The 20,273-nt window shown below is 38.7% G+C and carries 19 protein-coding genes; 9 read left to right on the top strand and 10 right to left on the bottom strand.

The window, feature by feature from the left end:
• The first annotated feature begins 64 nt into the window (after positions 1 to 64).
• Positions 65 to 535 (top strand): Lrp/AsnC family transcriptional regulator, encoded by a 471-nt coding sequence (locus V8G61_RS01365; RefSeq protein ID WP_394873632.1) that lies wholly within the window; start codon positions 65 to 67, stop codon positions 533 to 535.
• Between the two features lie 50 nt (positions 536 to 585).
• Here V8G61_RS01365 and V8G61_RS01360 read toward each other — a convergent pair whose 3' ends face one another.
• Positions 586 to 2,130 carry a glycine--tRNA ligase gene (locus V8G61_RS01360; protein ID WP_394873631.1) on the bottom strand — a complete coding sequence of 515 codons (1,545 nt, stop codon included), beginning with the start codon at positions 2,128 to 2,130 and terminating at the stop codon, positions 586 to 588.
• A 108-nt stretch (positions 2,131 to 2,238) separates the two neighbouring features.
• Here V8G61_RS01360 and V8G61_RS01355 point away from each other — a divergent pair, with 108 nt between their 5' ends.
• Positions 2,239 to 2,916 (top strand): ComF family protein, encoded by a 678-nt coding sequence (locus tag V8G61_RS01355; RefSeq protein ID WP_394873630.1) that lies wholly within the window; start codon positions 2,239 to 2,241, stop codon positions 2,914 to 2,916.
• 159 nt (positions 2,917 to 3,075) lie between these two features.
• The gene (locus V8G61_RS01350) at positions 3,076 to 4,683 is read left to right on the top strand and encodes an Ig-like domain-containing protein (protein WP_394873629.1); all 1,608 of its coding nucleotides are present in this window, start codon (positions 3,076 to 3,078) and stop codon (positions 4,681 to 4,683) included.
• Here V8G61_RS01350 and V8G61_RS01345 read toward each other — a convergent pair.
• The 6 genes from V8G61_RS01345 to V8G61_RS01320 all read right to left on the bottom strand — a co-directional run bounded on the left by V8G61_RS01345 (position 4,670) and on the right by V8G61_RS01320 (position 12,060).
• Positions 4,670 to 5,449: an amidohydrolase gene (locus V8G61_RS01345; RefSeq protein WP_394873628.1), complete on the bottom strand. Its 780-nt coding sequence runs from the start codon at positions 5,447 to 5,449 to the stop codon at positions 4,670 to 4,672. The genes V8G61_RS01350 and V8G61_RS01345 overlap by 14 nt on opposite strands.
• Entirely contained in the window at positions 5,446 to 6,594 is a 1,149-nt protein-coding gene (locus tag V8G61_RS01340; RefSeq protein ID WP_394873627.1) for a methionine aminotransferase, read from the bottom strand. Before V8G61_RS01340 ends, V8G61_RS01345 begins: the two co-directional genes overlap by 4 nt.
• A gap of 111 nt (positions 6,595 to 6,705) precedes the next feature.
• Positions 6,706 to 7,401: a zinc metallopeptidase gene (locus tag V8G61_RS01335; RefSeq protein ID WP_394873626.1), complete on the bottom strand. Its 696-nt coding sequence runs from the start codon at positions 7,399 to 7,401 to the stop codon at positions 6,706 to 6,708.
• A 71-nt stretch (positions 7,402 to 7,472) separates the two neighbouring features.
• On the bottom strand, positions 7,473 to 8,579 hold the full coding sequence (gene ald, locus V8G61_RS01330; protein ID WP_394873625.1) for an alanine dehydrogenase: 1,107 nt from the start codon (positions 8,577 to 8,579) through the stop codon (positions 7,473 to 7,475).
• Between the two features lie 178 nt (positions 8,580 to 8,757).
• Complete coding sequence (locus V8G61_RS01325; RefSeq protein WP_394873624.1) at positions 8,758 to 9,030, bottom strand: SemiSWEET family sugar transporter; 273 nt, start codon at positions 9,028 to 9,030, stop codon at positions 8,758 to 8,760.
• Positions 9,031 to 9,048: 18 nt separating this feature from the next.
• Positions 9,049 to 12,060 carry a leucine--tRNA ligase gene (locus tag V8G61_RS01320; protein ID WP_394873623.1) on the bottom strand — a complete coding sequence of 1,004 codons (3,012 nt, stop codon included), beginning with the start codon at positions 12,058 to 12,060 and terminating at the stop codon, positions 9,049 to 9,051.
• Positions 12,061 to 12,206: 146 nt separating this feature from the next.
• Between V8G61_RS01320 and V8G61_RS01315 the strand changes: the two genes are divergently transcribed.
• Positions 12,207 to 13,121, top strand: coding sequence for a DMT family transporter (locus V8G61_RS01315; protein WP_394873622.1), 915 nt, complete (start codon positions 12,207 to 12,209; stop codon positions 13,119 to 13,121).
• On the opposite strand, the gene V8G61_RS01310 is transcribed toward V8G61_RS01315, so the two are convergent.
• A complete protein-coding gene (locus tag V8G61_RS01310; protein ID WP_394873621.1) occupies positions 13,118 to 14,038 on the bottom strand; it encodes a ketopantoate reductase family protein in 921 nt (306 codons plus the stop codon). The two genes, V8G61_RS01315 and V8G61_RS01310, sit on opposite strands and share 4 nt — an antisense overlap.
• A gap of 69 nt (positions 14,039 to 14,107) precedes the next feature.
• On the opposite strand from V8G61_RS01310, the gene V8G61_RS01305 reads away from it, so the two are divergent.
• Complete coding sequence (locus tag V8G61_RS01305; protein ID WP_394873620.1) at positions 14,108 to 14,986, top strand: cell division protein FtsX; 879 nt, start codon at positions 14,108 to 14,110, stop codon at positions 14,984 to 14,986.
• Here the strand turns inward: V8G61_RS01305 and V8G61_RS01300 are convergent.
• Positions 14,983 to 15,615 carry a hypothetical protein gene (locus tag V8G61_RS01300; protein WP_394873619.1) on the bottom strand — a complete coding sequence of 211 codons (633 nt, stop codon included), beginning with the start codon at positions 15,613 to 15,615 and terminating at the stop codon, positions 14,983 to 14,985. The two genes, V8G61_RS01305 and V8G61_RS01300, sit on opposite strands and share 4 nt — an antisense overlap.
• A gap of 314 nt (positions 15,616 to 15,929) precedes the next feature.
• Between V8G61_RS01300 and V8G61_RS01295 the strand changes: the two genes are divergently transcribed.
• Entirely contained in the window at positions 15,930 to 16,184 is a 255-nt protein-coding gene (locus tag V8G61_RS01295; protein ID WP_394873618.1) for a DUF3098 domain-containing protein, read from the top strand.
• Here the strand turns inward: V8G61_RS01295 and V8G61_RS01290 are convergent.
• Positions 16,181 to 17,311 (bottom strand): glycerate kinase, encoded by a 1,131-nt coding sequence (locus tag V8G61_RS01290; RefSeq protein WP_394873617.1) that lies wholly within the window; start codon positions 17,309 to 17,311, stop codon positions 16,181 to 16,183. The two genes, V8G61_RS01295 and V8G61_RS01290, sit on opposite strands and share 4 nt — an antisense overlap.
• A gap of 47 nt (positions 17,312 to 17,358) precedes the next feature.
• On the opposite strand from V8G61_RS01290, the gene V8G61_RS01285 reads away from it, so the two are divergent.
• Genes V8G61_RS01285 through truB form a run of 3 tightly spaced genes read left to right on the top strand, consistent with a single transcriptional unit; the run spans position 17,359 to position 20,247 of the window.
• Entirely contained in the window at positions 17,359 to 18,699 is a 1,341-nt protein-coding gene (locus V8G61_RS01285; protein ID WP_394873616.1) for a GntP family permease, read from the top strand.
• A gap of 54 nt (positions 18,700 to 18,753) precedes the next feature.
• Positions 18,754 to 19,551 (top strand): undecaprenyl-diphosphate phosphatase, encoded by a 798-nt coding sequence (locus V8G61_RS01280; RefSeq protein ID WP_394873615.1) that lies wholly within the window; start codon positions 18,754 to 18,756, stop codon positions 19,549 to 19,551.
• A gap of 3 nt (positions 19,552 to 19,554) precedes the next feature.
• Positions 19,555 to 20,247 carry a tRNA pseudouridine(55) synthase TruB gene (gene truB, locus V8G61_RS01275; RefSeq protein WP_394873614.1) on the top strand — a complete coding sequence of 231 codons (693 nt, stop codon included), beginning with the start codon at positions 19,555 to 19,557 and terminating at the stop codon, positions 20,245 to 20,247.
• Positions 20,248 to 20,273 lie beyond the last annotated feature (26 nt).

The raw sequence follows: 20,273 nt of genomic DNA, 5'->3' as shown, positions 1-20,273 counted from the left end.
GTAAAAAAAGTTTCAAATTAAAAGTTAATTATTATTTTTGCTTTTAAAACGAAACTAAACCGACATGAAGCTTAAAAGTAAGACCGTTATTATAGACGGTATCGACAAAAAAATCCTAAGGGCTCTAACAACTGATGCCCGTACACCAATCCTGGAAATCGCCCGTAATGTAGGTATCTCAGGGGCAGCCATTCACCAACGATTAAGAAAACTGGAAAAATCAAAGCTTTTGGTAGGATCCAAATTTATATTGAATCCCAAGGTTCTAGGCTATTCCACTCTGGCTTTTGTAGGCATTTATTTGGACAAAGCTATTAACTACGAAGATGTTGTGCGAACCCTCAGAAAAATGCCCGAGGTCACCGAATGCCATTATACCACCGGCCAATGGAATATTTTCATCAAGATCCTTTGCTTTGATAATGCGCATCTCATGCATTTACTCAACAAAGATATTCAGTCCATTTCGGGAGTGCTACGCACCGAATCCTTAATATCTCTAGATCAACAGATAGACCGGCAAATTGCCGTATAAAAAAAAGCCGAAACTAACGTTTCGGCTTTTTTATTTTATATCAAGAAGGATTATTTGATTTTCATCAACCAATTACCCATATCCACTTCTTTTTTAATCAGATCACGCAGATCATCGATCTTCACGCGTTCCTGTTCCATACTATCACGGTAGCGAATAGTCACAGTTTTGTCTTTCAAAGTATCGTGATCTACGGTAATACAGAAAGGCGTTCCAATGGCATCCTGACGACGGTAACGTTTTCCAACAGCATCCTTTTCATCATAGAACACATTAAAATCCCATTTCAAATCTTCAATAATCTGTTGAGCGATCTCTGGTAAACCATCCTTTTTAACCAAAGGTAAAACAGCGGCTTTGGTTGGCGCCAAAACACTTGGCAATTTTAACACGGTTCTGGTTGTACCATTATCCAATTCTTCATCCTCCAAGGCATTCGAAAATACCGCTAGAAACATACGATCCAGACCAATGGAAGTCTCCAGTACGTAAGGCACATAACTTCTATTTTCTTCAGGATCAAAATACTGTAATTTTTTACCGGAGTATTCTTCATGTGCTTTAAGATCGAAATCAGTACGCGAATGAATCCCTTCCAGTTCTTTAAAACCAAATGGGAATTTAAACTCAATATCAGCAGCGGCATCAGCGTAATGCGCTAATTTTTCATGGTCGTGAAAACGGTAATTTTCTTTTCCCATTCCCAGAGACAAATGCCATTTCAAACGGGTTTCCTTCCAGTAGTCATACCATTCTTTCTGGGTTCCCGGTTTGATAAAAAACTGCATTTCCATCTGCTCGAACTCACGCATTCTAAAAATAAACTGACGGGCTACAATTTCGTTTCTAAAAGCTTTTCCGGTTTGAGCGATCCCAAACGGAATTTTCATACGCCCGGTCTTTTGTACATTTAAAAAATTAACAAAAATACCTTGAGCCGTTTCAGGACGTAAATACAGATCCATCGCATTTTCAGCCGAAGCCCCTAGTTTAGTTCCGAACATCAAATTGAACTGCTTTACATCAGTCCAATTTTTACTGCCGGTTAAAGGATCTGAAATTTCCAATTCTTCAATTAAGGCTTTCACATCGGCTAGATCCTCCTTTTCCAACGATTTGGCCATACGTGATAAAGTGGTATCTATGGTTTCCTGATATCTTAAAACACGAGGATTAGTAGCCACAAACTGGGCTTTATCAAATGCATCGCCAAAACGTTTTTCCGCTTTAGCGACCTCTTTATCAATTTTAGCTTCCACCTTAGCACAATAGTCTTCAATAAGTACATCAGCGCGGTAGCGTTTTTTAGAATCTTTATTATCAATCAAAGGGTCATTAAAGGCATCAACGTGCCCGGAAGCTTTCCATGTGGTCGGATGCATAAAAATGGCAGCATCTATCCCCACAATATTCTCATTCATCTGCACCATGGCTTTCCACCAGTATTCACGAATATTTTTCTTTAACTCTGCCCCGTTCTGTGCGTAATCATAAACTGCGCTTAATCCATCGTAAATATCACTACTCTGGAACACGTAACCATACTCCTTTGCATGAGAGATTACTTTCTTAAATTGATCATCTTGATTTACCATGGTGCAAAAATATAAAACCGCCATAAATAAAGTGCGTCTTATTAAAAAATAACACGGTTAAATCCTTTTATTTTTTCTAAGTTTATACCATGACCAAGTTTTTCCCAAATGCTACAGTCTTTACTTAACCTGTTTTTCCCAAAAGTATGCTATGCGTGTTACCAACCACTTATGGCTCAAGAAGATGCTATTTGCATACATTGTCGTAACGCCTTACCGATAACCAATTTTCACTTCGACCATAATCCCGCTATAAAAAAAGTGCTTTATGGCCGTGCGGATATTGAGCAAGGCACAGCCTTGTTTCGGTTTGAAAAAAAAGGACTGGTGCAACAACTCATCCATGAACTCAAATACAAAGGCCACCAATATATCGGGGAAGTTTTGGGCGATTGGCTGGGCGGTGAACTAAAAAATCTCCCGGAATGGCAGACCATCGATGTCGTTATTCCGGTGCCCATGCACAAAAAGAAGTTACGAAAACGTGGTTACAATCAGGTTACTAAATTCGGTCAACGTATCGCTCTGGCCTTGGATGCCGCATATCGGGAAGATCTTTTATTAAAAGTAGTTCACACTAAATCACAGGTTAAAAAAACGCGTAGTGAACGGGCTCAAAACATCAATGATCTTTACGCCTTGGAACGTCCTCAAGAACTTTCAGGGAAACATATTTTAATTGTAGACGACCTCATTACCACGGGTGCCACTCTTGAAGGTTGCATCAACATTTTGAAACAAGCAGAAAACGTTAAAATAAGCATTGCGACTATGGCAATAGCATAACAAAGCAAGCGTTATATCCATAATTTATGTAGGTTTGTAAAAAATTTTAATTTCTTAATGAAACCGACATATTTAAAATAATTATTAAGTATCAAAAGAATTATTATTTTAAATATCAAAGGTTACTGGTGACCATTAAAAGTCAATAAAAATAAACACGTGAAAAAAGCTTTTTTAAATGTCCTTTTAGCGCTCATCATTGGGATCTCAGCCAATAATTGTGCTAACCGTGGTAATCCTGAGGGTGGCCCAAAAGATGAGACGCCGCCTGCCGTTATTAAAACAGAGCCTGAAAATTATGGTACAGGGTTTAACAGCCGGGAAATTAAAATATATTTTGATGAGTATATAAAGCTAAACAACCTTCAAAAACAATTGGTGATCTCACCACCAATGAAAACACAGCCTGAAATTACCCCTTTGGGTACTGCAAGTAAGGAAATCACCATTAAGATCTTCGACACTTTACAACCCAATACGACCTATGCCTTTAATTTTGGAAATAGTATCGTAGATAATAATGAAGGCAATCCCTTCCCTTTCTATCGTTATGTGTTTTCAACAGGTACATACATTGATTCATTAACCGTTAGAGGACAGATCGTTGATGCTTTAAGTCGTAAACCCGAATCGTTTGTTTCCGTTATGTTATATGAAGCAGATTCTACCTTCAATGATTCTATTGTTTACAAACAACCCCCACGATACCTAACAAACACCCTGGATAGCTTAACCACTTTTACCTTAGAAAATCTAAAGGCAGGAACCTATTTTTTGATGGCTTTAAAGGATGAAAATAACGACAATAAATTTCAGCAAAAAACGGATCAGATCGCTTTTCATAAACAATTTATAACGGTACCAACAGATAGCTCATATACTTTAAAATTATTTTATGAGGAAATCGATTTTGAAGCTGCGCGACCACGTTTATTATCGGGAGAAAAAATTGCTTTTGGTTTTGAAGGTGATTATAAGGATATGGCTATAGAAATAAATTCTGAAGTTCCTGACGATTTTACATCGCGTGTTACCAAAGACCCAAAAGCAGACACCTTAAATTATTGGTACCGCCCCCGATTGGATGCAGATACCCTTTTGTTTACCGTTACAAACCCACCGAAATTCAAAAAAGACTTTACGGTGCGAATAAGTGAACAAAAACGGGATACCTTAGCAATTAAAGGTACTTCGGGAGGCTTAAAATTAAACGAACCGTTTATCCTAACAGGTAGCACACCCTTTGATAGTTTGGATGTTTCAAAGGTGCGTATTATGGATAAGGATTCAACAAACATCACCTTTACGACAGCTCTTGATACCCTTGAAAATAATTTAAATTTTTATTTCGATAAAACCGAAGGTAACGGTTATTTTATTGATGTTTTACCCGAGGCCATCACTGATTTTTTTGGTGACAAAAATGATAGTTTGAGCTTCAGGGTAAGTACCAGAAATGCTTCAGATCTTGGCTCCATTCGCTTTAATCTGGTGAATCCAAACTTTCCTATAATTATTGAACTCACCGACAAAAGTGGTGTGGTTAAGGCTTCGCAATATGAAGCCAGTAAAAACCGTGTCGATTTTTTAAATCTAGCTCCCGGCATGTATAGTATACGCGTGATTGAAGATAAAAATGGAAATGAAAAATATGATACCGGTAATTATCTTAAAAAGATAGCTCCCGAACGCGTGATCCATTTTCAGGATATTGAAGTACGCTCCGATTGGGGACAGATCACAACATTAAATTTTAATGCACCGTAAAGGTATCACGGTCATCTAAAAACTTTAATTTATTCCGAAACGCTTCAATATGCCGTTTTTCTAAAGTAACTATTTCAGTTTTCTCTTCATTAGGGTCAAAAGCGGTTAAGCGTTTTCCCAGAACATCATACACGGCAGAATGGCCGGAGTATTCACTTTTTACACCATCGACTCCTACACGATTAACACCGATACAGTAACACATGTTTTCAATAGCCCGTGCTTCCAAAAGGGCGTCCCAAGCTGAAACACGCGGTTTTGGCCAATTCGCTACATACATTAAAACGTCGTAATCTTCCGTATTTCGTGCCCAAACCGGAAAGCGCAGATCGTAACATATCAACGGGCAAATTTTCCATCCTTTATAATTCACAATCAGTTTTTCAGTACCGGCCGTATACACCTTGTCTTCGCCTACCAAAGTAAAGGTGTGGCGCTTATCATATATTGAAAACGCTCCTAACGGCTCAACAAACAACATGCGGTTATAATACTTGTTATTTTCCTCGATCACCAGACTTCCGGTAACTGCTGCACCTGATTTCACCGCCATGGTTTTCATCCATGCTACGGTTTCACCAGACATTGGTTCGGCGACATCGGAAGCATTCATGGTAAAGCCTGAAGAAAACATTTCCGGCAGAATAATGATATCGACACCTTCTGAAATAGCCTCTATTTTTTTGGTGAAATTATCACGATTTTGTTTCGGATTTTCCCAAACCAAATCGGCCTGGATTAAAGCGATTTTTAAGCTATCTGTCATGATGAAATTGAGTTTAAAATTCGTGCTGCTTGTTCTAAAGTGTGTTCTTTTTTTGCAAAACAAAAACGTAAGACTTTTGTTGGTGGTGCTTCGTTGTAAAATACCGAAATCGGAATGGATGCCAAACGGTGTTCTTGAACTAATCTTTTAGCAAAATCCTCATCATTTTCATCGGTGATATTGGAATAATCCAACAATTGAAAATACGTTCCTTTCGAGGGTGTAAAAGTAAAGCCCGACGATTCGATCAAACTTAAAAAGAAATCACGCTTTCGCTGATAGAAAGTGGGTAACTCCAGATAATGTTTCGGCGTCGCCATGTATTCGGCTACAGCCAACTGCGTGGGATGATTCACGCAAAACACCATAAATTGATGCACTTTTCGAAATTCTTCCATAAGTGCTTTTGGCGCACAACAATAGCCCAACTTCCATCCGGTACTATGAAATGTTTTTCCAAAAGACGCCGTAATAAATGTCCGTGATTTCAGTCCGGGAAAGCGGCAGGCACTTTGATGTTTCTCGCCATCAAAAATGATATGTTCGTATACTTCATCACTTAAAACCATGATATCCGTATCATTTGTTAGCTTTTGTAACTCTAGCATATCCCTTTCCGAAAATACCGTCCCAATAGGATTTTGAGGCGTGTTAATCACAATCATTTTCGTTCGAGAAGTTATTTTCTTTTTTACCACACTCCAATCTACTTTAAAGTTCGGAGCCCGCAATTCAACAGACACTGGTATACCACCATTTAATTCAACAGTCGGTTCATAACTATCATAGGCGGGTTTAAATATAATAACCTCATCATCCTTTTTAATAAACGTGGAAATCACCCCAAAAATAGCCTGAGTTGCACCCGCAGTAACAGTTATTTCAGTTTCCGGATGATAGCTGGTATCATACAACAATTCATATTTCTTTGAAATGGCTAACCGCAATTCTAAAACACCAGGCATAGGTGCATACTGATTGTATCCTTTTTGCATCGCCTGAACGGCTAAATCTACCAGATTTTTATCCATTTCAAAATCGGGAAAGCCCTGTGATAAATCGATAGCCTGGTGTGCTTTAGCCAGCTGACTCATAATGGCAAAAATACTGGTGCCAACATGGGTTAATTTTGAGGTGTGTTGCATAACTATAAAGATACAGTTTCTAAGGGAAAAGCCATAGGTACAATCGAAATTCAAAACACAAAAAAACCCTGATAGATACTATCAGGGTTTGAATTTTTTCCATACTTGTTTTTAATCGCGAGCACCAAATATTTGTAAAGCCCAATACACAAGGGTGGCAAGTGCTCCTATGGCCGCAACCAGATAGGTTCTGGCCGCCCATTTTAAGGCGTCTTCAGAGCCTTTGTATTCATCGGGTGTTACAATATTCCTGTTCTTTAACCAAGCCAAAGCGCGGTTACTGGCATCGTATTCCACAGGTAAGGTGATAAAGCTGAACAAGGTAGCAAACCCCATAAGGGCAACACCTGCGGCGGCAACATACCAACCTAAACCGACTCCGGCAGCACCACCAAGAATAAGACCTCCGATAATTAACCACTGAGACATTCCAGATGACACACTAACCACAGGCACCAAGGTAGAGCGCATCGTAAGCCAACTATAAGCTTTCGCATGCTGAACGGCATGCCCACATTCGTGAGCCGCTACTGCAGCCGCAGCTGCATTCCGCTGGTTATAAACAGCTTCACTTAAATTAACGGTTTTATTTTTAGGATTGTAATGGTCTGTTAAACGTCCGGGTGTCGAGATCACTTCTACATCCGTAATACCGTGGTCTGACAACATCTTCTCGGCAACCTCTGCACCACTCATACCATTACGGAGCTGTACTTTTGAATATTTTTCAAACTTGCGTTTCAGTGTGCTACTAACTAGCCAACTTACAAGGGCAATTCCTCCAATAATTAAATAGTATCCTAACATATGTTATAATAATTTGTTCTTACCCTTTAACTATAACAAAAATAACGCCAATTTTAAAGCGTGAAAATTTGTCAGTTGGCAAGCGTTTCCAAATTCATATCAAACGCCTCGGCGATCTCAGGATAAACAATTTTTCCTTTGACGATGTTCAAGCCTTTCGACAGTGATTTATTCTTTTTACATGCTTTTTTCCAGCCCATATCAGCCAACCTGATCACATAAGGAAGGGTAACATTCGTTAACGCCATCGTAGAGGTGTAAGGTACAGCTCCCGGCATATTTGCAACCGAATAATGTACAACATCATCAATAATATAGGTAGGATCCTGATGCGTGGTTGGCACGGTAGTTTCAAAACAACCTCCCTGATCTACAGCAACATCCACCATGACGGTTCCGGGTTGCATTTCTTTCAACATATCACGGGTAATCAACTTCGGTGCTTTAGCGCCTTTAATTAATACGCCACCAATAATCAAGTCGGCATCTTTGATATGTTTTCTGATATTGTATTCACTTGAAAATTCACTGATCACGTTATTCGGCATGATATCACTTACATAACGTAACGCTTTCATGTTGATATCCATAATAAATACGTTAGCGCCCAAACCGGCTGCCATACGTGCTGCTTGAATCCCTACGACGCCGGCTCCTAAAATAAGAACTTTGGCAGGAGGTACTCCAGGAACGCCACCCAATAAGATACCACGACCCATAATAGGTTTTTCAAGATATTTTGCGCCTTGTTGTACAGACATACGCCCGGCAACTTCAGACATTGGGATCAATAATGGTAAACTACCGTCTTTATCTTCAACAGTTTCATAAGCGATACAAACCGCTTTACTTTCTATCATCGCTTTGGTAAGTACTTCACTTGAAGCAAAATGGAAATAAGTAAAAACTACCTGATCTTCTCTGATCAATTTATACTCAGGTTCAATAGGTTCCTTCACCTTTACGATCATATCGGCAGATGCATATACTTCTTCAATAGTATCAAGAATAATAGCACCAACTTCTTTATAATCGTCATCCAAAAAACCACTGTTATTACCTGCATTTTTCTGAATGTAGACCGTGTGATTTCGTTTCGTCAATTCAAAAACACCGGAAGGCGTCATCCCCACACGGTTTTCATTATTCTTGATCTCAATAGGAACTCCAATTTTCATAATTACCTGTTGTTTGATTTTTATAATTCTGCGGCAAAATTATAAATAAAAAATTGAATATTTTGAGTGATAAGGCCTTTTTGTTCGATTTCTTTTAGTGAAAATACTGTTAAATTATGTATTCTGTAATCCAGTATCGTTAAAAGGCAAAAATTTGAAAGTATAAAAAAGGTCTGTTTTAGCGCTTAGGTTTATCCTTTAAGATCATGACAACAATACAAAAAACTAATATTGACGTTACACCATTGGCCAAAACCATAGATAAACTATTGATGTATATGCCATAAATAAACCAAAGAATCACCCCAATTAACATCGTGAGATACATAGTAAGCGAGATAGAATCTACATTTTTACTCTTCCATGTTTTGTAGGCCTGTGGCACAAAGGCCGACGTGGTGAACACGGCTGCAAGCAGACCAACAATTTCGATAGGGTGGAAATTAAACATTGTTTTTCGAATAAAACATTAGCCCACTATATTGACAATTTTTCCAGGAACCACAATCACTTTTTTAGGAGTGCGCCCAGCCAATTGTTCTTGAGTTTTCTCGTTTTCCAGAACAGCTTTTTCAATATCTTCTTTACTCATATCCAAAGGCAATTCCATAGTGAAACGCATTTTTCCATTGAAAGAGATCGGGTAGTTCTTACTGCTTTCCACCAAATGCTTTTCGTCGAATTTCGGGAATGGTGCTGTTGAAATACTTTCGTCATGACCTAACTGCTCCCATAGTTCTTCGGCAATGTGCGGTGCATACGGTGAAATCAATACCAATAAAGGTTCTAAAATGGCCTTGGACGTACATTTTTGAGCTGTGAGTTCATTTACGGCGATCATAAACGTAGACACCGACGTATTGAATGAAAAGTTCTCAATATCTTCCTGAACTTTTTTAATGGTCTTATGTAGCGTTTTTAAACTGTCTTTTGATGGTTCCACATTGCTTACATAAAGTCCGGAATCCGACATATACAATTTCCATAATTTCTTAAGAAAGCTATGCACACCTGTTATTCCTGCGGTATTCCAGGGTTTGTATTGTTCTAAAGGCCCAAGGAACATTTCATATAAACGCAAGCTGTCGGCGCCGTAATTTTCACAAATCTGATCGGGGTTAACGACGTTGTATTTGGATTTGGACATTTTTTCGACTTCACGTTTTACTTTAAACGTTCCATCCTTTTCTTTAATAAAAATTGCCTTTTCAAAATCTTTTCCAAACTCTTTATCACATTTCAAACCCTCAATATCCAATTCGTCAGATGAATTAACGTATTGCACTTTAACACGAATCGGTAAGGAATCAAAGGAATTGTAATAAGTAGCATACTTTACTTCACCATCCTTTAAATTATTATTGGCATTAGAAACTTCATCATCAATTAATTTACGAATCTCCGTTTCTAATTCAGCATTTAAAGTTTCATTTTCAATAGCCTCTGCAATATTCTGTGTTACAAAAATATTCGATGTAAATATTCCTTGAACTGCTTCAACATTTTCTTGAGCAGACCCCGAAAGAGGCGCACTTGCAAAAATTCTGTGAACAAAAGCACTCGTCCCCAGGATCATCCCCTGATTAATAAGCTTTTTAGCAAATTCATCATAAGGCACCAGTCCTTTATCGAACATAAACTTCTGCCAAAATCGGGAATACAATAAATGCCCTGTAGCATGCTCGCTTCCTCCAATATACAGATCTACCTGTTGCCAGTAGTTGATAGCTTCCTGAGAAAAGATCTCTTCATCATTATGTGGGTCCATGTAGCGATTAAAATACTGCGAACTTCCTGCCCAACCCGGCATGGTATTCAATTCTAATGGAAATATATTAACATGGTCAATATCTTCATTTTTTGCCAACTCACCCTTTAGGGTGTCCCAGGCCCAAACCGTGGCGTTGCCTAGAGGTGGTTCACCGGTTTCAGTGGGTAGATATTTTTCAACTTCAGGTAAGGTGATGGGTAAATATTTCTCATCGATCATCTGCGGCATCCCATCCACATAATAAACCGGAAAAGGTTCACCCCAATAGCGTTGGCGACTAAACACAGCATCGCGCAAACGGTAATTTATTTTTCCTTTTCCCTGACCTATTTCTTCTAATGCTTCAATGATCTTTTTTGTAGCTTCTTTATACGTTAAATCATTTAAAAAATCACTGTTTGAAATGATGGTTTTATCCTTATCAGCGTAAGCTTCTTCAGAGATATCGACATCCTTAAAAATATTTGGAATAGGAATTTTAAAATGTTTTGCAAAGTCATAATCGCGCTGATCGCCACACGGCACAGACATTACAGCTCCTGTTCCGTAACCGGCCAATACGTAATCGCCGATCCAAACCGGAATAGCCTCTTTGGTGAAGGGATGCTCCGCATAAGCTCCGGTAAAAACACCCGTAATGGTTTTCACATCGGCCATACGTTCACGCTCACTACGTTTCGCCGTAGCTTCAACATAGGCATCTACGGCCTCTTTTTGTGCAGGCGTTGTGATTTTTGAAACCAATTCATGCTCGGGAGCAAGCGTCATAAAACTTACTCCGAAAATGGTATCCGGCCTTGTAGTAAAAACGCTAATAACTTCATCGAAATTCTTCAATTTAAAAGTAACGGACGCACCGACCGATTTCCCAATCCAATTGCGCTGACTTTCCTTTAAAGCGTCGGTCCAATCGATCTTATTCAAACCTTGAAGCAAACGTTCCGCGTAAGCGGAAATACGCATACTCCATTGTGTCATTTTTTTTCGGATCACCGGATGGCCACCTCGCTCTGAAACGCCATTTACGATCTCATCATTTGCTAATACCGTTCCTAATTCAGGACACCAGTTCACTTCGGTTTCCGCTAAATAGGTCAAGCGGTATTGTAATAATAGGTCTTGTTGTTCCTTTGAAGAAAAACCGTTCCAGTCATCCGCAGTAAAAATTGTTACATCATCGTCGCAAGCGGAATTCACCTTTGCATTTCCTTCTGAAGCAAATATTTTCTTTAGTGTTGAAATGTCTTCTGCTTTATCGGTATCGTAATTATACCAGGAATTGAACAGTTGAATGAAGATCCACTGTGTCCATTTATAGTATTTAGGATCCGAAGTGCGTACCTCCCGAGACCAATCAAAAGAGAATCCGATCTGGTCCAACTGACGGCGATAGGTTTTTATGTTTTCTGCTGTTGTGATTGCCGGATGCTGACCGGTTTGAATAGCATACTGTTCCGCCGGAAGGCCAAAACTATCGTAACCTTGAGGGTGCAATACATTAAACCCCTGATGACGCTTGTAACGCGCATAAATATCCGAGGCTATATACCCTAAGGGATGTCCCACATGCAACCCTGCTCCACTGGGATATGGAAACATATCCAGCACATAGAACTTGGGTTTATCGCTTTGGTTCTCGGCCTTAAAGGTTTGATGCTCTGCCCAGTAGTCTTGCCACTTCTTTTCTATCGTATTGAAATCGTATGTCATTTTCGGTCTTCCGCTTTTGAAAGCGCAAATTTACGCTTTATAAACAAACTGTAAAACCTTGAGCGGCATTAAATAAACACAGCATTTTGCAAAATGCTTTTTTTAATGAATTAAGCCCTACTTTTGCAGCTTAAACAAATTATCGCTTGACAAAAAGTATCCTTAAAGCACATTTAGCACTGCTTGGTGCCAACCTGATTTATGGTGTAAATTACATTATCGCAAAGGGCATCATGCCCGATAAAATTGGACCGAATGCTTTTGTGTTTATCCGCTTGCTTTGTGCTACCCCTTTGTTCTGGATCTTAAAAACTTTTGTGATTAAAGAACCTGTGGCCACAAAAGACTATTTCCGCTTAATACTTTGTGGATTTTTGGGTGCCGCAGCCAACCAATTATTGTTTTTTCATGGTATTAACCTGACCTCCCCGGTGGATGCGTCTATTATTATGACCGTAGTTCCTGTATTGGTGCTCGTTTTTAGCGCTATATTATTGCATGAGCGCATCACGCGAAATAAACTTATTGGTATTTCTTTGGGTGGTATTGGCGCTATAGCACTTGTATTATACGGTAACGAAACATCAGGTACAAGCTCCCTGTTGGGCAATCTCTTTGTTTTTCTGAATGCGACCAGTTATGCTCTGTATCTGGTGATTGTAAAACCCCTTATGAAAAAATACAATGCCGTAACGGTGGTAAGTTGGGTATTTTTATTTGGGTTTTTATTCACGTTTCCCGTTGGCATCAATGATTTTATGCATACAAATTATGAAGCCTTTACCACAGGAACCTACTTAACCGTAGGTTTTGTGGTACTATTTACCACATTTTTTGCCTATTTGTTCAATATTTATTCGCTTAGCCACGTATCGCCTTCTGTAACCAGCAGTTATATTTATTTGCAGCCGCTTATCAGCTTTATTATGGTTACCATATATGCCAATTTTTTCAACCAAAACCAATATGCCCAGGATGTGAACATCGTAAAAATATGCAGTGGGATACTTGTTATTCTAGGTGTTTATATGGTAAGCCGAAAAGCGAAAGTAAAAATTTAAGACCGCGCTTTTTCTTCCTGTGGCAACAGACAGTGATAGATAAAAGTATTGGTAGGTGTTTCAACCCCCAGTATTTTCCCTTCTTTTACAATATAGCCATTGAAGTTTTCCAATTCACTCGGTTTCCCCTCCATAACGTCACGCTGCATCGATGCCGTCGTATTGAAATCTAACTGGTCGATAATGTGAATCACCATAGCCACATCCTGAGCTGTTAAACCCACACCTTTGGCATTAGCAACGCTTACCATTTCATTAGCTGTATCGTGGATGATTTTTCGAATGCCTTCATGTGAACGCATCACACCAAAAACCGCACGGGTAAGTGCTCCAATGCCACTAATAGTACAAATAAACAGAAACTTTTTCCAAATATCCAGATGAATATCATCAGACAAGGTGTTCTTGAAACCAGCTTTGTTGAAAACTGCTTTCAGGGTTTTTACACGCTCTGTTTTTTCGTTATTGTATTCTCCAAAAACAATTTCAGGCTCATAGGTTATATGCCTTATAATTCCCGGAGCTTCAACCATACTTACGATTTTACATAAACCGGCAAGAGCGTTTTTTTCCGGTAGAACGGCCCTAAGTTTATCAGCATTATCAGCACCGTTTTGAAGTGGTAGCACCACGGTATCACCACCAATAATGGGTTTCAGTTTTTCGGCAACTTCTGTAACTTGCCACGATTTCACCCCTAGGATCACCAGATCAGGCGTGCCAACCGTAGTAATATCATCCGTGGCACTTGGGTGTACTGTAAAATCGCCTTTTACACTTTTTATTTGTAAACCCTTATTTTTAATGGCATCCAAATGTGCACCGCGGGCTATAAATGTCACGTCAAATCCGGCTTGTACAAGCTTGGCTCCAAAATAACCACCCACACCTCCGGCGCCAAATACAACAATGTTCATATGTTTTAGTTTATATAAATGGACTTTAAATATACTTTATTATTTTTACATCATTAATCCCGGATTGTTATGAGCCTATCTTTTGAACAACACCAAAAACGCCGCCTGATCTCCTCCTATTTTTCAGTGGTTTTAAGTATTGCTCTTGTCTTGTTTTTATTGGGCTTGCTTGGTATGCTGGTGTTAAATGCCAAAAAAGTTTCCGATCATTTTAAGGAACAGGTTGTCGTTACTATTTTTTTGAAAGATACCGCCAAGGATGTTGAAATCAAACAGCTCGAAAAAAGTCTGGCGATGGCCGATTATGTGAAATCGATCGATTATGTTTCGAAAGAGCAGGCTGCCGAGATTATGAAGGCCGAAAATGGAGAAGATTTCATGGATTTTGTTGGCTACAATCCTTTACAAAACTCTATTGATATTCATTTGAAAGCCGACTTCGTGACCACGGAGCAATTAGAGGTATTGACTACGGAAGCTATGACCAAAAATTTTGTAGATGAAGTCACTTACGACAATGATCTGGTAAACCTGATGAATAACAACGTTAAAAAAATCAGTTTCTGGATACTGGTAATCAGTGGTATTTTTACCCTTATTGCCGTATTACTTATAAACAGTTCCATTCGTTTATCTGTATATTCAAAGCGTTTTACCATTAAAACCATGCAAATGGTTGGAGCTACCAAGCAATTTATTCGCAGACCTTTTGTTTGGAAAAGCGTACGGTTAGGCATAATAGGTGCTATTCTGGCTTTAATAGGTATGGCCATTGTATTGTATTACGTGAATCAAACCTTTCCGGAGTTAAGTTTACTTAACAATCCTACCTTAATGGTCGGGTTGTTCATTCTTGTTTTTAGTTTAGGTGTCATTATCACATGGATCAGTACACACATTGCAACACAGCGTTTTTTAAATTTGAAGACTGACGAACTCTATTATTAAGTCCAGTTAGGCGGTTTAATATCAGATTTTTTAAAATTATCGGAGGTTCTAATATACACTTCCGGGTTATTGTCAGGAATTAATATATCATGAATTATTCCGTATTTCTTTTTATATCTTTTCTTTTTTTTATCATTCATCTTTTTACAAATATTTAATCCTTTTTCCCATTTTTCAAACCTTTTGAAAATATCTTGATCCGGTTCAGATTTTTTCTGAGTCTTGTAAAAAGCGATCATTGATTCTTTTAAATTATTTTCAGCATAACAAACAACATGGTCTTCACTTAATCCCATGATCTTGTCATTTTCAGTAAATCTTTTATCCCCATCAATATCCTTAAAAACGATGATGTAAGCTGCTGCAATTGGCACGCCACGAAATACTTTTAAAACATTTTGGTGAGGCAGTTTATCTATTTCAAAATTAAATTTTCCATTTATAATTTCCCCAACTTCATAATTGTAACTATCCTTGGTTATAGACTCATCAGAGCTCCATATTAATGACACATAAACACTATCCGTTTCAGAATTAAATTTTTTATCAACAATTCCCCTGAGCGATAACCCAAAACCTAAGTTCCCGATTAAACTAATGAATAAAAATGATGAAATTATTTTTTGCATATTGTTAATTTTAAAAGTTTAGATTAAACCGGTTGTGTCGTGAAATTTAGAATAAAAAGTTGTGAATTAAGTGACTATGATCCAATCCATCACGAATAAACAACTAAAATTCAAGTTACAAAAGGAGATTGGAAGTTTTAAGTTGATATCCGCTCTTGATCTAGTCGTTTGTCGAAAGTGAAAACTTATTTTTGATAGTATCAAAAACATTATTAAAAAAAGTCTGGTTTAAAATGCAGGATAAGTATTTATAAATTACTTAACACTTAAGTTTTAAATAATTGTGTTACTTTGTGGCACAAGTAGTAACACATATGGGAAAAGATAAAGAAAAAGACACGTCGAAACCAACCTTTGTTTTTGGTAAAAAAAACTATAAAGTGATGTTTATAGGGCTTGTATTTATTGCTCTAGGCTTTATTTTAATGAGTGGTGGCGGTAGTGATGATCCTAATGTATTCAATCCTGAAATATTTAACTGGCGTCGTATTCGGTTAGCGCCCATGTTAGTTTTAATGGGTTTTGGTATTCAGGTTTATGCTATTCTTTTGAATCCGGACAAAGACTAACTTTCTTTTAATTTTTTTGCGAATTTTTCGGTAATTATACTCAAATAGTGCTGGGTATTTTCCATAGCGTCTTCCAGATGTTTAGCCTCACGCATGACGGCATCCGCATAATCAATTCCAAACGTTTTAAGCTCCTCCATTTCCAGACTTATTCCGCCACAAAAAGCGGCGACGTTTATATTTTTCGCTTTCGCGGAAGTGATCACACCATGAATCGTTTTCCCTGATAAGGTCTGCATATCCAACATCCCTTCACCGGTAATAATCCAATCTGCAGATTTAATTTTTGAATCGAAATTGATCAATTCCTTTACCAGATCGATCCCGGGGATCAGATCAGCATTTAAAAACACCGAAGTTCCAGCTCCCATACCTCCGGCCGCTCCGGCACCTTTGATCTCCTGGACATCCACTCCAAATTGTTTTTTAAAAATATCGGAAATATGCTGCAAGCCCTTATCCAAAGCCAAAATTTCTTCTGGCGAGGCTCCTTTTTGTGGTCCGTAAACATAGGCTGCTCCATTTTTACCGTATAGGGGATTAGATACATCGCAAGCCACTTTTATAGAAATATCGTTTAAACGTTTATCAACACCTGAGGTTTCAATACGATGTATTAAAGAAAGATTTTTTCCAATGGGGGAAAGGTCGTTTCCTTGATCATCCAAAAAACGATACCCCAAGGCCGTTGCCATACCAATGCCACAATCGTTTGTAGCACTACCTCCTATACCTAAAATAATGGTTTCAGCACCGCTATCCATGGCAGTAACAATAGCTTCACCTGTTCCCAGAGTTGTTGTATAGTAGCAATTTTGATCTTCCTTTCTTAAAATTGCCATGCCAGAAGCTCCCGCCATTTCAACAAAAGCTGTTTTAATAGCAGGCATATAAAGAAAAGTACTTCGAGTAGGCCTGAAAAGAGGGTCACTTACAGTAATCGAAATGGTCTCCCCGTTCAAATGATAATCTAGAATTTCAATAGTTCCATCACCGCCATCGGACAGGGGAAGGAATTTAATCTCTGATTCAGGCATTATCTTAAGCAGACTTTTTTTAACAACCTCACAAAACTGCAAGCCTGTTAAACTACCTTTAAACTTATCGGGAGCAAGCACAAATTTCATCTCAAAAAATTAATTAGTACATTTAAATCATTCAAAAAACACAAAGCATGGTCATTCTTGTAGCATTGGTGGTTGTAGTCATTCTCATGGTTATTGCCGCCTCAAAATACAAATTTCATCCCTTTTTATCACTACTATTAGCCGGAATTGTTATGGGCTTTGTTGGCGGTCTGAACAGCAACCAAATAACGAATATACTCACGACCGGATTCGGAAAAACATTGGGGAGTATTGGTATCATTATAGCATTCGGAACTATTGTAGGTGCTTATTTAGAACAAAGTGGCGGTGCCAAAACCATGGCAAAATGGGCCCTGAAGACCATTGGAAAAAGTCGGTCGGTACTGGCCATGAATATTACTGGTTTTATTGTATCCATCCCTGTCTATTGTGACTCGGGATTCATCATTTTATCCCCATTGAATAAAGCCCTGAGCAAGCATAGTAAAATTGCCATTCCCGTCCTAGCTGTTTCGCTTGCTGCAGGTTTATACACGGCCCATGTGTTTGTACCACCAACCCCGGGACCATTGGCTGCTACGGCAGCTTTAAATGCCGATCTGGGTCTTGTTATTGTACTGGGCTTAGCGGTGGCCTTACCGGTATCTCTTGTTGGCTATTTCTGGGCCAGATACCTTCAAAAACATTATATATATGAGGCTGAGAACGAGAGTGAAGCTGATGCATCCAAATCAGAAAACTCGGAAACAAAGTCTTTACCAAAACCAACCCCGGCATTTTTGCCCATAATTATTCCCATTGTATTAATTGCACTAAAATCGATAGCAGATTATCCCACACATCCTTTTGGTCAAGGTCATACAGCACAGGTTATAAACTTTATTGGAAATCCCGTGATCGCCCTACTCATTGGGGTTTTTCTGGCATTCAGATTAAAGAAAAGTGTACCGGAAGCCGATCATTTTCATTGGGTAAGCAGTGGTCTTAAAGAAGCCGGTATCATTATTTTAATCACAGGCGCAGGAGGAGCTTTTGGAGCCATATTGCAAGCTACCGGTATTGGCGATTTTATTGGAACCCATTTTGCAGATTATAACCTCGGCCTTTTTCTGCCTTTTGTGATCGCAGCCTTATTGAAAACTGCTCAGGGGTCGTCGACCGTTTCCATTATAACTACGGCAGCCATTATGGCTCCTATTCTTGTATCGTTTGGATTAGACAGTGATCTGGGTCGCGCCCTGTGTGTTCTAGCTATAGGTGCAGGTGCCATGACTGTGTCACACTTGAACGACAGTTTCTTTTGGGTCGTAGCTCAATGCTCTGGAATGAAAACGGTCACAGCCTTAAAAACACAAACTGTATCTACCTTATTACAAGGCCTTTCAGGGATTGCCCTTATCATGATTATTGGATGGCTTTTTATTTGAATCATTTTTAACAGAGTGTTATAAATACTACATTTAATTGGCTATTTTTGCGGCATGAATAATTTAATAGACTCCATTATTCTTGGGCTTATTCAAGGCCTTACAGAATTTTTACCCGTTTCATCAAGTGGCCATTTAGAACTCGCCAAAGCCATTTTAGGCGATACACGGGTTCCGGAGGAAAGTTTACTTTTCACAGTTGTACTTCATTTTGCAACAGCTTTAAGCACTATCGTGGTTTTTAGAAAAGATATTTTGAGTCTTATAAAAGGGGCCCTTACTTTTAAATGGAATTCTGATTTGCAGTTTATAGCCAAAATAGCCCTTTCCATGATCCCTGCGGTTATTATCGGTTTGTTTTTTGAAAGTGAACTCGAGAAATTGTTTGGTGGTCAAATAATACTCGTGGGCTTTATGCTTATTGTTACAGGTTTATTATTATATCTGGCTGATAAAGCCAAGAACACAGGTAAAAATGTCAGTTTTGGAAATGCAATCATTATTGGCTTATCTCAGGCCATTGCAATGCTCCCCGGAATTTCAAGATCCGGTGCTACGATCTCGACCTCCGTATTACTTGGAAATGATAAAACCAAAGCAGCACGCTTTTCCTTCTTAATGGTTGTGCCGCTCATTCTGGGTAAAATTGCTAAAGATATTATGGGAGGTGAATTAAGTTTTCACTCAGACAACATTACAGGCCTAACCATTGGCTTTATTACAGCATTTATTGCAGGTTTATTTGCTTGCACCTGGATGATCACCTTGGTTAAAAAAAGTAAATTATCCTACTTTGCTATTTATTGTTTTATTGTTGGTGTTTTAGCTATAACCATTCCTTTAATATTTTAAGAAATGCCAACAAAAGAAGACTTCCTTGCAGGACAGGTTATTCTTATAGATAAGCCCTTGAATTGGACCTCTTTTCAAGTGGTTAATAAGCTCCGCTGGGCGATCAGAAAAGCCTTCAATATTAAAAAAATAAAAGTAGGTCATGCAGGTACTCTAGATCCTTTGGCAACCGGCTTATTAGTCATTTGCACCGGAAAAATGACCAAGCAGATCGACTCCTTTCAGGGACAGACCAAAGAGTATACGGGTACCATTGTCCTAGGGAGCACCACACCATCATATGATCTTGAAACCGAGATCAACAAAAGCTACCCAACAGAACATATTACAGAGATTTTAATTCACCAAACCACTCAGAAATTCACTGGAACTATAGAACAGGTACCCCCGGTATTTTCAGCCGTAAAAAAGGATGGAAAACGCCTGTATGAATTTGCTCGTGAGGGCCAGGAGGTCGAAATTAAGTCGAGGAAAGTTACTATCGATACTTTCGACATCACAAATATCTCTGGTTTAAATGTCGATTTTAAAGTGGTTTGCAGCAAAGGCACCTACATCCGATCTTTAGCAAACGATTTTGGAAAAGCCTTAAATTCCGGAGCCCATTTAGTAGCCTTACGACGGACCAAAATTGGTGATTTTCATGTCGATACGGCCCTGAGTATAGATACCTTTATCGAAGGCCTTGACAACTAAATTCTTTATTTTTACGTATATTGGTT

It is taken from the genome of Gaetbulibacter sp. M240 (assembly GCF_043876815.1).
Lineage (GTDB): Bacteria > Bacteroidota > Bacteroidia > Flavobacteriales > Flavobacteriaceae > Gaetbulibacter_A.
The sequence above is the reverse complement of the archived record's forward strand: the minus strand, read 5'-3'. Positions and strand labels throughout refer to the sequence as shown.

Excerpts from the sequence above, each read along its gene's own strand:
- V8G61_RS01365 (WP_394873632.1), top strand. The coding sequence starts at position 65 with ATGAAGCTTAAAAGTAAGACCGTTATTATAGACGGTATCGACAAAAAA.
- V8G61_RS01360 (WP_394873631.1), bottom strand. The coding sequence starts at position 2,130 with ATGGTAAATCAAGATGATCAATTTAAGAAAGTAATCTCTCATGCAAAG.
- V8G61_RS01355 (WP_394873630.1), top strand. The coding sequence starts at position 2,239 with ATGCTACAGTCTTTACTTAACCTGTTTTTCCCAAAAGTATGCTATGCG.
- V8G61_RS01345 (WP_394873628.1), bottom strand. The coding sequence starts at position 5,449 with ATGACAGATAGCTTAAAAATCGCTTTAATCCAGGCCGATTTGGTTTGG.
- V8G61_RS01340 (WP_394873627.1), bottom strand. The coding sequence starts at position 6,594 with ATGCAACACACCTCAAAATTAACCCATGTTGGCACCAGTATTTTTGCC.
- V8G61_RS01335 (WP_394873626.1), bottom strand. The coding sequence starts at position 7,401 with ATGTTAGGATACTATTTAATTATTGGAGGAATTGCCCTTGTAAGTTGG.
- ald (WP_394873625.1), bottom strand. The coding sequence starts at position 8,579 with ATGAAAATTGGAGTTCCTATTGAGATCAAGAATAATGAAAACCGTGTG.
- V8G61_RS01325 (WP_394873624.1), bottom strand. The coding sequence starts at position 9,030 with ATGTTTAATTTCCACCCTATCGAAATTGTTGGTCTGCTTGCAGCCGTG.
- V8G61_RS01320 (WP_394873623.1), bottom strand. The coding sequence starts at position 12,060 with ATGACATACGATTTCAATACGATAGAAAAGAAGTGGCAAGACTACTGG.
- V8G61_RS01310 (WP_394873621.1), bottom strand. The coding sequence starts at position 14,038 with ATGAACATTGTTGTATTTGGCGCCGGAGGTGTGGGTGGTTATTTTGGA.
- V8G61_RS01305 (WP_394873620.1), top strand. The coding sequence starts at position 14,108 with ATGAGCCTATCTTTTGAACAACACCAAAAACGCCGCCTGATCTCCTCC.
- V8G61_RS01300 (WP_394873619.1), bottom strand. The coding sequence starts at position 15,615 with ATGCAAAAAATAATTTCATCATTTTTATTCATTAGTTTAATCGGGAAC.
- V8G61_RS01295 (WP_394873618.1), top strand. The coding sequence starts at position 15,930 with ATGGGAAAAGATAAAGAAAAAGACACGTCGAAACCAACCTTTGTTTTT.
- V8G61_RS01290 (WP_394873617.1), bottom strand. The coding sequence starts at position 17,311 with ATGAAATTTGTGCTTGCTCCCGATAAGTTTAAAGGTAGTTTAACAGGC.
- V8G61_RS01285 (WP_394873616.1), top strand. The coding sequence starts at position 17,359 with ATGGTCATTCTTGTAGCATTGGTGGTTGTAGTCATTCTCATGGTTATT.
- V8G61_RS01280 (WP_394873615.1), top strand. The coding sequence starts at position 18,754 with ATGAATAATTTAATAGACTCCATTATTCTTGGGCTTATTCAAGGCCTT.
- truB (WP_394873614.1), top strand. The coding sequence starts at position 19,555 with ATGCCAACAAAAGAAGACTTCCTTGCAGGACAGGTTATTCTTATAGAT.